This is a genomic window from Ornithinibacillus halophilus (assembly GCF_900129485.1).
Lineage (GTDB): Bacteria > Bacillota > Bacilli > Bacillales > Amphibacillaceae > Ornithinibacillus > Ornithinibacillus halophilus.
Window position 1 is genome coordinate 13,860 of record NZ_FQVW01000026.1, and the last position, 14,403, is coordinate 28,262.

General features: G+C 35.2%; 15 protein-coding genes. 3 read left to right on the forward strand and 12 right to left on the reverse strand.

Annotation, left to right across the window (positions count from 1 at the left end; genetic code table 11):
- Window positions 1-150 precede the first annotated feature (150 nt).
- The 5 genes from BUB12_RS10995 to acpS form a co-directional block, all read right to left on the reverse strand.
- Window positions 151-1,173, reverse strand: coding sequence for a LolA family protein (locus BUB12_RS10995; protein ID WP_072890871.1), 1,023 nt, complete (start codon window positions 1,171-1,173; stop codon window positions 151-153).
- Between the two features lie 770 nt (window positions 1,174-1,943).
- A complete protein-coding gene (locus BUB12_RS11000) occupies window positions 1,944-2,183 on the reverse strand; it encodes a hypothetical protein (RefSeq protein ID WP_072890873.1) in 240 nt (79 codons plus the stop codon).
- Entirely contained in the window at window positions 2,184-2,393 is a 210-nt protein-coding gene (locus tag BUB12_RS11005; protein WP_072890874.1) for an NAD(P)H-hydrate epimerase, read from the reverse strand.
- Between the two features lie 90 nt (window positions 2,394-2,483).
- On the reverse strand, window positions 2,484-2,618 hold the full coding sequence (locus BUB12_RS18265) for an NAD(P)H-hydrate epimerase (protein WP_084063306.1): 135 nt from the start codon (window positions 2,616-2,618) through the stop codon (window positions 2,484-2,486).
- 229 nt (window positions 2,619-2,847) lie between these two features.
- Complete coding sequence (acpS, locus tag BUB12_RS11015; RefSeq protein ID WP_072890876.1) at window positions 2,848-3,204, reverse strand: holo-ACP synthase; 357 nt, start codon at window positions 3,202-3,204, stop codon at window positions 2,848-2,850.
- Between the two features lie 168 nt (window positions 3,205-3,372).
- Here acpS and BUB12_RS11020 point away from each other — a divergent pair, with 168 nt between their 5' ends.
- Complete coding sequence (locus BUB12_RS11020) at window positions 3,373-4,116, forward strand: rhomboid family intramembrane serine protease (RefSeq protein ID WP_072890877.1); 744 nt, start codon at window positions 3,373-3,375, stop codon at window positions 4,114-4,116.
- A gap of 377 nt (window positions 4,117-4,493) precedes the next feature.
- Here the strand turns inward: BUB12_RS11020 and BUB12_RS11030 are convergent, their stop codons facing one another.
- The 3 genes from BUB12_RS11030 to BUB12_RS11040 form a co-directional block, all read right to left on the reverse strand.
- The gene (locus BUB12_RS11030; protein ID WP_072890922.1) at window positions 4,494-5,933 is read right to left on the reverse strand and encodes a PH domain-containing protein; all 1,440 of its coding nucleotides are present in this window, start codon (window positions 5,931-5,933) and stop codon (window positions 4,494-4,496) included.
- On the reverse strand, window positions 5,926-6,405 hold the full coding sequence (locus tag BUB12_RS11035; protein WP_072890881.1) for a PH domain-containing protein: 480 nt from the start codon (window positions 6,403-6,405) through the stop codon (window positions 5,926-5,928). The genes BUB12_RS11030 and BUB12_RS11035 overlap by 8 nt, the downstream gene beginning before the upstream one ends.
- 166 nt (window positions 6,406-6,571) lie before the next feature.
- Window positions 6,572-8,065, reverse strand: coding sequence for a degradosome RNA helicase CshA (locus tag BUB12_RS11040; protein ID WP_072890883.1), 1,494 nt, complete (start codon window positions 8,063-8,065; stop codon window positions 6,572-6,574).
- Between the two features lie 529 nt (window positions 8,066-8,594).
- On the opposite strand from BUB12_RS11040, the gene BUB12_RS11045 reads away from it, so the two are divergent.
- Entirely contained in the window at window positions 8,595-9,500 is a 906-nt protein-coding gene (locus BUB12_RS11045) for a DMT family transporter (RefSeq protein WP_072890885.1), read from the forward strand.
- A 65-nt stretch (window positions 9,501-9,565) separates the two neighbouring features.
- Window positions 9,566-10,426, forward strand: coding sequence for a DegV family protein (locus BUB12_RS11050; protein WP_072890886.1), 861 nt, complete (start codon window positions 9,566-9,568; stop codon window positions 10,424-10,426).
- A gap of 18 nt (window positions 10,427-10,444) precedes the next feature.
- On the opposite strand, the gene BUB12_RS11055 is transcribed toward BUB12_RS11050, so the two are convergent.
- From BUB12_RS11055 to BUB12_RS11070, 4 genes are all read right to left on the reverse strand, one after another.
- On the reverse strand, window positions 10,445-11,161 hold the full coding sequence (locus tag BUB12_RS11055) for an alpha/beta hydrolase (protein ID WP_072890888.1): 717 nt from the start codon (window positions 11,159-11,161) through the stop codon (window positions 10,445-10,447).
- Between the two features lie 176 nt (window positions 11,162-11,337).
- Window positions 11,338-11,739 carry a YppG family protein gene (locus BUB12_RS11060; protein ID WP_072890890.1) on the reverse strand — a complete coding sequence of 134 codons (402 nt, stop codon included), beginning with the start codon at window positions 11,737-11,739 and terminating at the stop codon, window positions 11,338-11,340.
- A 261-nt stretch (window positions 11,740-12,000) separates the two neighbouring features.
- A complete protein-coding gene (locus tag BUB12_RS11065) occupies window positions 12,001-13,410 on the reverse strand; it encodes a hypothetical protein (protein ID WP_072890891.1) in 1,410 nt (469 codons plus the stop codon).
- A complete protein-coding gene (locus BUB12_RS11070) occupies window positions 13,403-14,107 on the reverse strand; it encodes an ATP-binding cassette domain-containing protein (RefSeq protein WP_234982670.1) in 705 nt (234 codons plus the stop codon). Before BUB12_RS11070 ends, BUB12_RS11065 begins: the two co-directional genes overlap by 8 nt.
- Window positions 14,108-14,403: the final 296 nt, after the last annotated feature.

The following is a 14,403-nucleotide window of genomic DNA, read 5'->3' on the forward strand; positions in this document are numbered from 1 at the left end:
CACTAACAATCCGAACAATTCATATTACATATTATTAACTTTCTATAAACTGCTGTCAATAATGGTATATTTAATTCAACCAGATACAAGTATGAGTTCAAAAATAAAAGCAGACCCTTAAGTTTTGAGTCTGCCTGCATATATTTCAACTTATTTCCCTTCAACTGCTACTTCAATAGATTGTGCAACTTCGATTAATTCTGCCCTAGTTAATTCATCACTTGCTAGGAGAAAACTCATCCCTTCATAATCCCATTCAAGAGATCCTTCCGATAATACCCCGTGAGTATGACCTAAATTAACAATGTCACCTTCTACTACTTTTGGCGAAGATAGGGTTGGTACAACATCTAACTTCTCCTGAACCAAAGTGAAATTCTTTTCACCAGTATAAGTAGAAATAATTCTTTTCCCATTTTCTAACTCTTGCTCAATTCTCTCATTTAATTGAGCTCCAACAGTGTTCACTGGACTTAATACTGGCACTGCTGTTTCGGTTACATCACCTGATGCAGGCACATCATCTGGTCTTGCGTTTGCCATATTTTCTTCCATATCAAAATCTTTCTCACCAAAGCTAGGATTCATCTCAAATTTTGTGAAGCTTACCGTTACTCGTGTATTATCATCTTTATCAAGTACATTTATTAACACAGGTGCAAGAGATTGTTTATCTATATAAATTTCTTGATATGGAAGGTTACTATTACTTTGATAATTTGTTTTCGTTTTGAAGATATAATTATTATCGTCAGAAGTAAAAGTTGCTTCACTATCCTCTACAATGTCACCTACAAGTGATTCATATAAATATGGCTGACTACTGTTTTCAGGCCATTCTGATTGAAACTTGAAACTCTTGTTTAATTCAGGAGTTAAAACAAACACACCGTCTTCATTTTTTAAAATAATTTGACTTTCTTTTTCTGCTGATTCATTTGACAATGCAACACGGTAGAAATCTTCTTTTTTATGCCATACTTCAATACTAAATGCTTGTTCTTCTTGACCAGTATTCATTTTCATTTCCGCATTCGCTTTATAGCCACTAATTTCTTGAATGTTCTCCTGCAGCTCTTCTAATACATCCTCTTGAGACTTTTCTCCACAAGCAGAAAGTAAAAGTACTAAGCCGAAGACAATTATCATCCGTATACCAACTTTTTTAAACATGGACATATCTCCCTTGTCTTTGGTTCATTTACAAACCTAACAAAATTTAGGTTAAGTTTTATTCAGAAAGGGAACTACTAATCACCATGACGTTTTAGAACCGTATCTATTCAGTCCTAAATTGCACTTAAGCAAATGAGAAAATACTCCTTTTTCTATTTGCCTAGAAATGTACGATACACATCCGAGGTTCCTTGTATGACAACGGTTGCCATAAGGCCGTAATAAGAATAGCTTTTATCTATCAAGGTATCGGCAGCCATAGCATGGTGAATAAATTGGAATATCTTGCATGGCCTTGCAAAGGTTGTACCAGTCCATACATCGCCACTCCCAGATCTAGCAAGCTCAAGATTCCCTGTTTGATTGACAGTTTGCTTTCCTGAAGGGGCACGATATATATCTTCCTTTTAATACGAGTTAACTTGGTATCTTGCAGCTAATTCACTGGAAAAATAGAATGGTTTACGCATTAATTCTGAACTAGAAACACCTAAAATATTGTGATTTAAAAGATGTGGAGTGTTTACTTTTCATTCTACTCGCTCGTAAAAGGTACAACTGATTCTTAAGGTGATATAGGCCATCTGCATCGATGATAACTGGACACCTTGCATAATTAATAATTGAGAGAACTAGATCTTTAATTTCACTATTCCTATCTAAAACAACTCTCAATGCAATTTCATCATAGATATCCATCTCAATAGCCTGATTACCGACTAAGAATCCCTTCTTAGCTTCTAGACAGTTTGATGCTATTGAATGGATTACTTGTTTAGTATTCCTTGCAGTAATGTGACCTGCTGATTTAGTGCAGTTTTAGCACTCATTCCTACTGCTCCAAGCATTAAGTCATTACCGCCAATTACTAAACCTATTCCAAATTTTTCCTTATGGTCATCAAGGCCTCTTTCTGGGATTGATCGTTGAAAACTGTTAATTGATGATGTCCTCCGATTAGAAAATTGAGCGCACGGTAGGCTAGTCCAATAGGAACTAATCCCCATTCACCATAGTATGCTGATATATGTGTTAGAAAGACGCTCATCTTTGCAGCACCAATGGACTACTGTGTAATCAGCTTGTACAGCTTGAAAGCTTATGAATCCTTCATCTGCTTGTAAGCCTGAAGGAATATCAACCGAAATAACATAGGAGGCCGCTTTCTTAATCAATGAAACAATAGAGGTGATCGGTTCTCGAAGTTCATCCTTCACCCGATCCCTGAAATTGCATCAATAAGAAGAATTAAGAAAAATCTGCTAGTAATATTTGGCATCACCTTTGATTTTCTCATTGGGTACTACTTAAGTGATATACACATAGTGACCATCATTGAGCAATGTTCGGGCAATTACAAAACCATCTCCACCGTTATTTTCTGCACCTACAAATACTATGATTCGGCCACTTTTTGTAAGCTTATGATCGATTTTACACACACAGCCCTACCTGCATTTTCCATCAAGACCAACTTCGTTTATTGAATAACGATCAATATCGTACATTTCTTGTGCGGTGACAATATACACTTTGTTCCCTCCTACCCGCATTAAAAATATATGAGACAAGTTCTTTAAATATGCAGAGCTTCTAGTAAACTTATATCATTTTCTAGTTTAACAAGAAGACATTGAAATTATTTTAATATCCATTCCTATGTATTTTTGTTTATTTTTGTTCTAAAATCACTTGAGCAACTGCAAATTCTTTGCTATGGCTAATTGATACATGGATTTCATCATCCTTGTATTTTTCTACTATCATTATTGGTGCACCGTGTTCAGCATTTAGCACTTCAATATCTTGAAAACTAAGTTCACCTATCCCAGTACCTGTAGCTTTTGAGAATGCTTCTTTTGCAGCAAACCTTCCAGCAACAAATTCAACCTGTCTACTTTCTTGACGTAATAAGTAAAATTGTTCCCTTTCCTTTTCTGTTAAAATACGAATTAGAAAAGCCTCTTTCTTCATGCTTTTCTTGATACGCTCTAATTCAATGATATCTATTCCTATTCCTTTAATCATAATTTCTACTCCTATCGTTAGACACAACAAGCATTTAGTTGTAAAATAAACCACACTTTTAGTAATCTATTGATATTAATACTCTTATCATAACCGACAATAGTAATTGATAAAAACAAAGCATACCACAATCATTATAAAAATATTCTATAGAAGGGAGGATTTTTAATGTTTATTCGTACAGAAAAAAGTATAAAAGAATTTATGCACTATTATCCAATCGTTTCAGGATTAATCATTATACACTTAGCCCTTTGGTTACTAGATTTTTTCCTACCCGTTAATATATGGGGTGGTGGAAATACCTATTTAGTTAGCGAAGGCCAGTATTGGAGATTGGTAACCCCTATTTTCTTACACGTCGACTTAATGCATGCATTATTCAACTCATTTGCATTGGTATTGTTTGGACCTGCTCTCGAGCAGATGCTTGGAAAAGGGAAATTTCTATTCGCATACCTTGGTGCTGGAATTATTGGTAACCTGGGGACGCAATTAATTGAAGGAAGTACCTGGTATGGGCACGTTGGGGCCTCTGGAGCAATCTACGGATTGTTTGGAATTTATGTGTTTATGGTTGTTTTCCGGAAAGATTTAATTGATCAAGCAAATGCCCAAATTGTTGTTACCATCTTTATCATTGGGCTAATCATGACCTTTTTAACAGACAGAATTAATCAGTCTGGCCATGTTTTCGGATTCATTGGTGGTTTTGCTTTAGCACCAATCGTCCTGAGCAAGGCTCGAGCATTCTCGCATTGGCGTAACAGAAGACGAGTAGATGATGACCAAATATCATTTGATCCCAATCGTTGGAATAAAAGAAGAGTACCTAAAAACTTTAAGAAAAACATACTTTGGATAGTTCTTGGGGGGTTAGTACTCATTGGACTTTTGGCAAGGTTTCTTTGAGGGATTGTTGATTGATGTAGAAGGATGAACCACTAACTATCTTACAGTGGTTCATCCTTCTGTTAATTCTTCATTTTTTTAGTATCCATGATTATCTTAGAAGTGGATTTCCTCGTAAAATTGCTCAATCCTAGTTTGAATTCGCTCCTCGATATGATGATTGTGCTCCTCAACAAGGGAATCTTGCTCATCCATAATAGGAATTCGCTCCACTCCAGAGGGTTCTCACTCGTCTCCCTTGTGAATTCGCTCCACTCCATGAGGACCCGCTCCTAACCACGGCAAGCTCGCTCGGCTTCATTGAGTTTTCACTCCACAACAATGGACACCTAATCACACTGCATTGATTTCAATCCTTTTCTTACCTAGAATACACGCTACTCACGATACGAATACCAGCTAGATACTGAATTAGAATCTTCCTCATCGAGTTCTTTTAGTGTGAAGTGCTTTCCTGCCCCCATTATCCCAATAATCGATAACCTTATCGTAGCTAACTTCTCTTTTTTGTGTAGCTTGTGTTGTTTTCTATTAAATGATTGAATCCGCTTGTGATGCATTACCATAGTCACTTTACTCAACATCCGGTAGCGAATTGTTAATAATTTATCATCGATACGGTAACCTGCATCTTTTTGTCTTAATATCCCTAAATACATACTTCCAATTAATAAGACAATCGGAATCCAAATAAATTGAGGAATAAAGAAACCTACTCCCGCTAACATCACTATAAATGGAAGGACTGAGCGTACTAGATAATACTTTTTAGACCGTTTTGGAAGCTTATTCAGTTCCTGTCTTTCTGTTATAAACTCTGGTAAGAACTTTTGTAAGAAATCCTCTACCTCATTGGCCTTCATGATTGGGAATAATACAGTAGATAATTCTTCCCCTTTATCAATTGAACCTCCGGCAACTTCTGCAAAAACAGACACATATCCAAAAGGTTGTCTAATAATACTTTCCTCTACTCCAATTGCCTGAATTCTCTTAAGCGGAATGGTTAATTGCTTCTTCTCTAATAGACCTCTAGTAATAAGTAATTCTTCCTCATTTCTTGATATCGTAAAGTTACCATATTTGATCATCGTACCAGCTATTCCTAATACCCATAAAATCAGCAGACCCATGATTCCCAACACAATTAAAATTACTATACTCAAACTAACAATTAGTTCTAATGTTTCATCATAAAAATCATCAGGAATAAACTGTTCCAATTCTGAGAACCCAACTGCAGCTATTGCAGCAATAACCCCAATACTTCCTGATGTTGTTCCAGCCAAAAATAGACGCTTAACCGTTATTTTTTGGGAGATGACCGGAATTTCATTTTGTAATTCTTCTTCTAAATTCTCACCAGCCGAATCGTCCACTTGTTTCACATTTTTTAACTCGTTTCGAAGGGCTTCTCCATCTTTTAGTGATACAGCCTTCAATGAGGCCTCGGCTCCTGAACCACTACTTGCTGTCTCGATTTCTACTTTTACAAGCTTAAATATCCGGTGAAGCACACCAGCCGTTAAATCAATGGATTGAATTCTATTTTTGGATATGTACCTCTTTTTACGAATGAATATTCCATATTCGATACGAAGTTCATTATCCTCTATCCGGTACGTATATCGATACCATGATAAAATACTAAATACAATGATTAATATAAGAATGACACCTACCCCTAATAGGTACCATCCTAAGTAATCATCTTTAAAGGAAATAAATGTAATAATAATTAAAAACAATGACTCTCTTAATGTTTTAATAAAATTGAAAATAATCGCAGCTGGATGTAAACGACGGTGATCAGACATCATCTTCATCCACCCTTGCCAATGCTGAAATTCGGTCTCTTAATTCAGATGCATCCTCTTCTAGTAATGCTGGAATTTCATGTGTTGTTGCTGCAGTTGAAATCGTTACACTAGCCAATTGATATTTCTTTAAGATTGGCCCTTGCTTAGTATCAACATGCTGCACACGAATCATTGGCACTAAAGTTCTTGAAACGATAAAAATACCATGTTGTATGTAAATCTCTTGTTCAAAGACTTCATACCTCCATCTTCTCCATCTTAATTTTGGTAATATAAAAACAAAAATAATGGTCGTTAATAAGCTAATAATTGCTGCAACAATTGGTATCCATATAGAAAAATCAAAGATAACAGCTAAAACAAATAGCGTTATCGTAATCACCCATGCAATCGCCTCAGAAAGGATAGCAGAAATCCTCCAGGCTTTTATTGCATCAAGTGCAATCGTGTTACTAGGTGGTTGTCTCATGTTATATTCCCTCTCTTTCTATGTCTATAATAAAGTACGTTGAAAAACTAATAAAGTTTCAATAATATATGGTGTTGGGATTTGGGTTTAGAAATTAGTTCAGTTAATTTCTTTTATTAAAAAAGAAGGACCTAGAGATTTGTTCTCTAAGCCCTTACTTCTTATATTAGTCACGGTTTTTGCGGTTGAAGTTGCCTTTACGGTTTCTTCCACCTTGGTTTCTAGAACCTTGGCCTCCACGACCGCCCTGGCCACCACGGCCACCTTGGTTTCGCTTCCCATAAAAACGCTTATTATTAGAACGTCTCTTACCATCATTACTACGCTGTGCTTTTTTCACACTAATTGGCGCTACTGAAGATATGCTAACAGGCACATCTCTTCTTTCTTTCGTTAACATCTTCAGTGCTGCAGAAATAACAGTGATTGAATCATGTTCTTGCAATAACTCATTAGCTGTTTCATGGTAGGAACTAAGTTCACTCTTCTCAATGGTTTTCAAGATTTTTTCAACAGTCACTTGTTGCTGACCACGTTTTGCATCTTGATTTGATGGCGGCATCATACGTTTCATTTTACTTTTCGTTACTTTTTCAATTAATTTTAGATGAGCCATTTCTCTTGGTGTAACAAATGAGATAGCTTCACCTGCTCTTCCAGCTCTTCCTGTACGTCCGATACGGTGTACATAGCTTTCTGGGTCCTGTGGGATATCAAAGTTATATACATGAGTTACTCCTGAAATATCTAAACCACGAGCAGCCACATCTGTTGCAACTAAGACATCAACACGACCGTTTTTAAATTTATTTAGTACAGACATACGCTTCCCTTGAGTTAAATCACCATGGATACCTTCTGCACGAAAACCTCTTGCTTGAAGTCCTTCTGCAATTTCATCCACTCTTTTTTTCGTTCTACTAAATACGATAGAAAGATCAGGATTATTAATATCCAAATGATTTGTTAACGTATCAAACTTGAATTTTTCTGGAATTTCAACGAAATACTGATCGATATTTTCAACGGTCATTTCTTTCGCTTTTACTTTAACTTCCTTAGGACTCTTCATTAAGTTCGTTGCAATATCACGAATCTCTTTTGGCATCGTAGCTGAGAAAAGCAATGTTTGTCTTTCTTCAGGAATACCTTTTAAGATTTCTCGAATATCATCAATGAAACCCATGTTTAACATTTCATCTGCTTCATCTAAAACAGCTGTTTGAACATGATCCGTGCGAACAGTTCTTCTACGGAAATGGTCTAATAATCTTCCAGGAGTGGCAACGACGATTTGTGGACCATCTTTTAATGAACGAATTTGTCTGTCCATATGTTGACCACCATAAACCGGAAGTGCTCGAACACTTTTGAATTTTCCTAATCGGTTGATTTCTTCTGCTACTTGAATCGCTAATTCCCTTGTTGGAGCAACGACTAACCCTTGGATTTTTCTTTCCTTTGGATTAATCTTTTGTATCATTGGAATTCCGAATGCAGCCGTTTTTCCTGTTCCCGTTTGTGCCTGTCCGATCACATCATTTCCTTCTAAAGCTAACGGGATTGTTTCTGATTGAATTGGGGTTGCTTCCTCAAACCCCATTTTCTCAAGTGATTTCATAATAGGATCTGATATACCTAGTTCTTTAAATGTTGTCACGCTTATATTTCTCCTTTTTGTGTATATTTTCTCGCCTAAGCGCCTAGAACTTGCCGTGATGCTACCGATTGATACAGCACCGTTTTTGTACTTTATTTTCCAATAGAAATACACTGGATTTCCTTAACTATCATAAAAGGTTGTTTTTTATATGACTTCTTTCATTCACTTCATTCATGTAAAAAGATATCCAACTATGGTAGAAACCTAATTGATTTCTTGTAAGTAAACCTCAATTTCCGCCATCTACCATTAGAATTCTCCAAATTGTAATGGTTTATTACGGATTATAGCACCGTGGCAAATAACAGTCATTTTATAATAACATACCCTTGTTAAAGATATCTACTACTTTTGGAAAAGACAACCATTGCTTTCTTTAAATTAATTAGTCTGAAACATATATAGAAAAATGATTTTTCAATTATTGCATGGTAAAATAATGTCACTAAGCTAAACATAAGAAAGTGAAAATGTTATTCCTTCCAATTAAGGAGGACATTACAAAAAATATATAAGGAGGCTAATAATGAGACTACCTCCATTCAATCCATATATTGCTGTTGTGGTTGGAGTTATTTCCGTTTCAACATCTGCAGTTATCGTCAAACTAGCAAGTGGTGCACCTGCAGCAATCATTGCCCAATATCGACTGCTATTTGCTGTTTTATTAATGGCACCTATCGTCTTATTTAAATACAAACATGAATTCAAATACATAAAGAAAAAAGATTGGATCTTATCTACTTTTGCAGGTATATTATTAGCTTTTCATTTCATTTTGTGGTTCGAATCGTTAAACTACACTTCAGTGGCAAGCTCCGTTGTTTTAGTTTCCCTGCAGCCAATATTTGCCTTTTTAGGAACGTATTTATTTTTTAAAGAAAGATTTTCACCCGGAGCCATTATTAGTATGGTTATCGCACTATTTGGAAGCATTATTATAAGTTGGGGTGATTTTCAAATAAGTGGCTTAGCATTTTGGGGTGACATGCTCGCTTTACTTGGAGCAGTTGCTGTTACAGGGTATTTTTTGATGGGGCAAAACGTAAGAAAACGTCTTTCATTAATGACTTATACCTTTGTCGTATACGGCATAAGTTCTTTAACACTAATCATTTACAATCTCATTCTTCAAAATCCCTTTGTCGGATATCCAACAGATCACTGGCTACTGTTTCTCGCGTTAGCGATTTTCCCAACATTCTTAGGGCATACCTTATTTAATTGGGCCATCAAATGGTTGAGTACTTCCACCATTTCAATGGGAATCGTTTTTGAGCCAATTGGTGCATCCATTCTAGCTTATATTATCCTTGGAGAAAAGATTACTTGGGAGCAATGGTTAGGTGGAACAATTGTTATTTTTGGATTATTTTTGTTCATATTAAGTACAACAAAAAAATCGAAAGTTACTATATCACAGAAGAAATAATATATTAATAATTCATAACCTGTTATAATTAAAACTAATATTATTAATAAGAGTAGGTGAAAGGCATGCAAATTCAAATTATGACAGATGGTGCAGCAGATATACCTAAACGTTTATCTGATTCAATCAATATTAAAGTTGTACCACTATATCTCCATTTTAGGGATGAACAATACAAGACTGGAGTGACCATTGATACGAAAACATTTTATCAAAAAATACGAGAACTTAAAGAGTTACCTCGTTCATCGGCACCTAGTCCAAACGACTTTTATGAAGCATATAAGGAAATTGATTCAGAAATACCGATTATCATGCTTAGCCTATCTAAAGGTTTAAGTAGCACCTATGAAAATGCAGTTGCTGCCAAAAATATGCTCTTAGAAGAAGAACCGAATCGTAAAATTGAAGTTATCAATACAAAGACCGCATCCTGTGGACAAGCCCTATTAATACATGAGGCTAATAGAAAAATGGAAGAAGGCTATTCTTTTGATAAATTAGTAGCCCATCTTAACGAACGTGTGGAACAAACGACAACTTTATTCGTCTTAAAAACATTAGAGAACCTTGTCCTAGGTGGACGTCTCGACAGAGTTAAAGGAAAGATTGCAAAGACCCTTAATATTAAATTATTAATGAAAGCAAGTGATGAGGGAACAATTGAAGTTGTAGAAAAAGTTCGTGGCGATAAAAAATCAATTCGCCGTTTTCTAGATGAAATTGGAGCTTATACAAAACAAGTCGAAGAGAAAGTATTAATAATGACCCACTGCAATACGGAAGATCGAGCGCATTCTGTATTAAATGATATAAAAGATCAATATGGATTTAAAGATACATTCTTAACTGAAACTGGCCCACTAATCTCCACTTATGGTGGTGAAGGCGCATTAGTTATTTCGTTCTTTAAAGATAAAAAATAATATTAAAAAGGCTTCGGTTTACGACGAATGTTCCGAAGCCTTTTTTGATTCATTTCGTAAAAATTGATACACCATTCTGTTTAATGTATCCTTATCATTTCCCAAACAGATTAAATGACGGGACCGTTCAAAGAACACCACTTCTTTCTCATTTGAAGGTATTTCTTTATCCAAATGATAGGCAGTCCTGTATGGAACCATACTATCCATTTGACCTTGTGCAATGAGAACAGGGGAAGTGACATCTTTTAAAAACTTTCTAGTAAAACGGACTAGTTTTAAGAACTCTAAGTTTGCTTTAAAAGGAACAGAACCTAATTTCTTTTTATAATGTAAATACAATTTATTCTTGCTTAAATCTCCTTTGACACCATCCCTAAGAACCCCTCCAAAATCAACACCCATTTGCTTTAATGAAATATATTTTCGAGCAGTAGCTAACAGAACGAGTTTATCTACTTTATACTTTGCTGCTAAATAGGCAGCAATCATTCCACCCATAGAAAAGCCAATAACATATACTTTGTCATACCTTTGCTTCAACTCTTTTAAAGCCATTTCTGCTGTGGTAATCCATTTCTTATGGGAAACATTTTCTAATTCTAACTCTTCTCCATGTCCAGGTAAAGTTGGAATGGAAATATGCCAATCGGTGTGTTTCTTTAAATAGTCCGTTAATGGCTGTAATTCATACGGTCCACCTGTAAAACCATGTATCACTAAACACCCAATCATATTCATTCTCTCCTTCAGATTCCTACTCGCATTCCCTAATCTGAAGTTCTATGTTTATCATCTTTATATAAAACTTCTTTATCTCTTTTTTATCTTCTGCCACTTACACCAAAAAATACAGTTGAAAGCGCAGAACAAAATCATTTTTATTTTATCAGCTAACTAAATTCTAGCTATTAATTGTAGCGAAAATTTTTCAACAAGGAACTTACCTGTTTTACTATTGGCTGTACTTGATGATACGTGTTAGCCATTTGTCCGACGGTTGACAACATTTTATCTAAATTCATTTGTCCATTTTCGTCTTGAAATTGCGATAAAATACCTTGGCTGTAGTTAGAATAAGGTTGTTGTTGATGATTATATTGTTGATATGCTTGATTTTGGGCCATGCTATTAAACCAATCAGCTGGCTGTTTTGGCTTTTGGAACTGTTCAAATGGTGATTGCTGTTGAAAGTATTGCTCAGGCGGCTGTTGATAAGGGAAATTAGGTTGATGCATTTGATTTAATTGTTGATGATAAAGGGAATGCCCCTGATTGGATGGTGGGTAATTAGAATAAGGTCTATATTGCATCGCACACACATCCTTTAGATTCAGTCTATATAATAATTTATGCAATGACTGACACATGCGTGAGTTTATAAAAAGACGAAGTACATCTAACTATCGAGGTGGTAGGAGTTTGTGCTCTTGTCTTACCTAATAGAAAAAGGCGAAATGCCAAGAAGCATTTCGCCCATCATTGGGTACATACCAATGGATGTATAAGCCTACCGACTAGCTTATACAATTTTTATAAAGCAGAGACATCCCTATCCCAACTTCATAATAGCATTACCTAATTTGTTCGTCTGTGACATACGTCACATCTTTTTGATATTTTCTTATTAAAAATACTATGAGTAGTACTGTTAAGGATACAGTTGGAATACTCTCACTTATTACAATCAGAACCACACCGATAAAACCAATAACCTCTTCAATTTGAAACTTCTTATTTTCTTTTCTTAAAATTGAAATAGATTTGTTTACTTTAATATGATACGTAAGCAAGAAAGCTGAATAGATGAATACAAGCTGAATAGGTAACCACAAGCTATAATTTAAAATAAAGTAAGGGATAACCGGTAATACAATTGGGACTAAACCCATGTGTAACCATTTTATCAACGTTCTTTTATAACTATATAACTCCCACGGTAAAACCTCAATAATATCTGTCTTAAAGCGATTCACAAAGAAACTTGCTGCCAACGATGTAATGACATGAACAGCTACTGCAATACCAAGAAATACAAAGAAAGAATTAATAAAGACAAATATGATAAGCATGAGCAATAATGTTCCTACTACTTGTGATACAAGATCTAAATTCTTACTAAAATACACTTGCCACAAACGATGATAAATTGCTTTTTCTGTGTACCGAAAAGGTTTTTTTCGCTTTTTGGTATTTTGAAATATGCTATACCTTTTCTGTCTTTTTAGACGAGTATTTGAAGCTCTCTCAATTAATGGCATTGTCCAGATTTTAAAATCATTAAGTTCTGCAACTCTTCCCCAATGAATGAATTGGAATATACTAGGAATTAGCAGCATATTTATAAAAACAAGCAGTACAAGTGCAATAATCCCTATGTAATCTGCACTAGTCATGACGTTTACTATGTTCAATAACGCAACAACAAGCAAACATCCTACTTTGATATACCATTTCGACTGGAACAATTTCCATTGTGGTAGAGTCATGAGTAGACCTATTAGCCAAAGAGTGCCAGTATACGTTATGACAAATTCAAATGAAAGGGGTGTTACTAACACTACAAGCAATCCACTAAGAAGGTAAAAAAAGAAGCTTTTCACCCATTTTTCTAAAACACAATACAGCCAAATACGTTTTATTGAAAAAGTAAGGTAACTTAACTTCAATTCTGAACTTGTAAAAATGATCCCAGGATTTTTTATTGATTGAAATACATATGCCATTGGAAGTGCAGTTATAAGAAAACCAACACGTTCCATCGCTGCCTTCTCAAACGTTAGAAACATACCCTCATATTTATTAATCATATCGCCGAAAATAAAAATACTTGCAAAAAGATAACCACCTAAGACAAGTAAGTAAAAACCTGTTGTTTTATCTACCATTAATTGAAAAGCCATTTTTCTTAATTGGCGCTTTTTTCGTGCACGATTCCTTTTCAAGAAAAATAATACATTCCATAAACGGGGTTGATTACTCATTGTCCGTACCTCTCTTAATAGTATCGAACTCTTCTATACTACCTTTAGAAAGCAACTTACCTTGCTGTAGCAAAATGAAGAACCCAGCAATATCTTTTACCCTGTCAAGCTGATGAGTCGTTAATAATAAAGTTGTACCATCTTTAAGTTTTTCTTTTAACAATTCCTCAAAATAATCGATTGCATAAATGTCCAATCCCATAAAAGGCTCATCAATTAACATTAATGGAACATCTGGTAACATTGCACAAATCGTTTGTACTTTTTGTCGCATCCCTTTGGAAAGTGATTCCGGATATTCATTCAATTTATCTACCAAATCAAATCCCTTAACAAGTCGATCTACTTTACGATTTAATACATCCTCCTTGATCTGATAACTTTTTCCGTATAACTGAAAATGTTGCATGACGGTTAGTTCCGTTAGAAGCAATGGTTCTTCTGGCAAATAAGAAATCTGTTGTTTGAATGATAGGAACTCAGAGTCTTGGTCAATCTGCTCATTTATAATAATTTTTCCAGTAGTCTTTTCCATAACAGCTAAAATAGCCTTCATTAACGTTGACTTCCCTGCCCCATTATGACCTACAAGAGCAGTAACCGTCCCTTGTTCCAATTCAAATTGAATGTCATCTAGTAAGATTTTATCGTTCAACTTCAATGAAAGATTTTGTACTTGCAATGTTTTCAACATCATTCAACACCATCCTATATAAGAAAAGCGCAAGCGCCTTGGTCACCCCCGACAAGCTTAAGTCGAGCCTAGGCGTGGCGATCTTTGCCACAGAGAGGATTGACTTAAGACCTCGAGGGGGTAGGCGCTGGAGCTAGACATCTCTGAAATTTTATACTTTCTTATCCTATAAAAATATACGAGTTTTCGATAATAATAGTTTCATTTTATTAATTTTAAGATAAAAACCGAATGTTACACACTATTGGTAGCGTTGTCATTAAATTTTTTTGTAAATTCGAGGTAAATTTTTAATATTA

Excerpts from the sequence above, each read along its gene's own strand:
- BUB12_RS10995 (WP_072890871.1), bottom strand. The coding sequence starts at position 1,173 with ATGTTTAAAAAAGTTGGTATACGGATGATAATTGTCTTCGGCTTAGTA.
- BUB12_RS11000 (WP_072890873.1), bottom strand. The coding sequence starts at position 2,183 with ATGGGGATTAGTTCCTATTGGACTAGCCTACCGTGCGCTCAATTTTCT.
- acpS (WP_072890876.1), bottom strand. The coding sequence starts at position 3,204 with ATGATTAAAGGAATAGGAATAGATATCATTGAATTAGAGCGTATCAAG.
- BUB12_RS11020 (WP_072890877.1), top strand. The coding sequence starts at position 3,373 with ATGTTTATTCGTACAGAAAAAAGTATAAAAGAATTTATGCACTATTAT.
- BUB12_RS11030 (WP_072890922.1), bottom strand. The coding sequence starts at position 5,933 with ATGTCTGATCACCGTCGTTTACATCCAGCTGCGATTATTTTCAATTTT.
- BUB12_RS11035 (WP_072890881.1), bottom strand. The coding sequence starts at position 6,405 with ATGAGACAACCACCTAGTAACACGATTGCACTTGATGCAATAAAAGCC.
- BUB12_RS11045 (WP_072890885.1), top strand. The coding sequence starts at position 8,595 with ATGAGACTACCTCCATTCAATCCATATATTGCTGTTGTGGTTGGAGTT.
- BUB12_RS11050 (WP_072890886.1), top strand. The coding sequence starts at position 9,566 with ATGCAAATTCAAATTATGACAGATGGTGCAGCAGATATACCTAAACGT.
- BUB12_RS11055 (WP_072890888.1), bottom strand. The coding sequence starts at position 11,161 with ATGATTGGGTGTTTAGTGATACATGGTTTTACAGGTGGACCGTATGAA.
- BUB12_RS11060 (WP_072890890.1), bottom strand. The coding sequence starts at position 11,739 with ATGCAATATAGACCTTATTCTAATTACCCACCATCCAATCAGGGGCAT.
- BUB12_RS11065 (WP_072890891.1), bottom strand. The coding sequence starts at position 13,410 with ATGAGTAATCAACCCCGTTTATGGAATGTATTATTTTTCTTGAAAAGG.
- BUB12_RS11070 (WP_234982670.1), bottom strand. The coding sequence starts at position 14,107 with ATGATGTTGAAAACATTGCAAGTACAAAATCTTTCATTGAAGTTGAAC.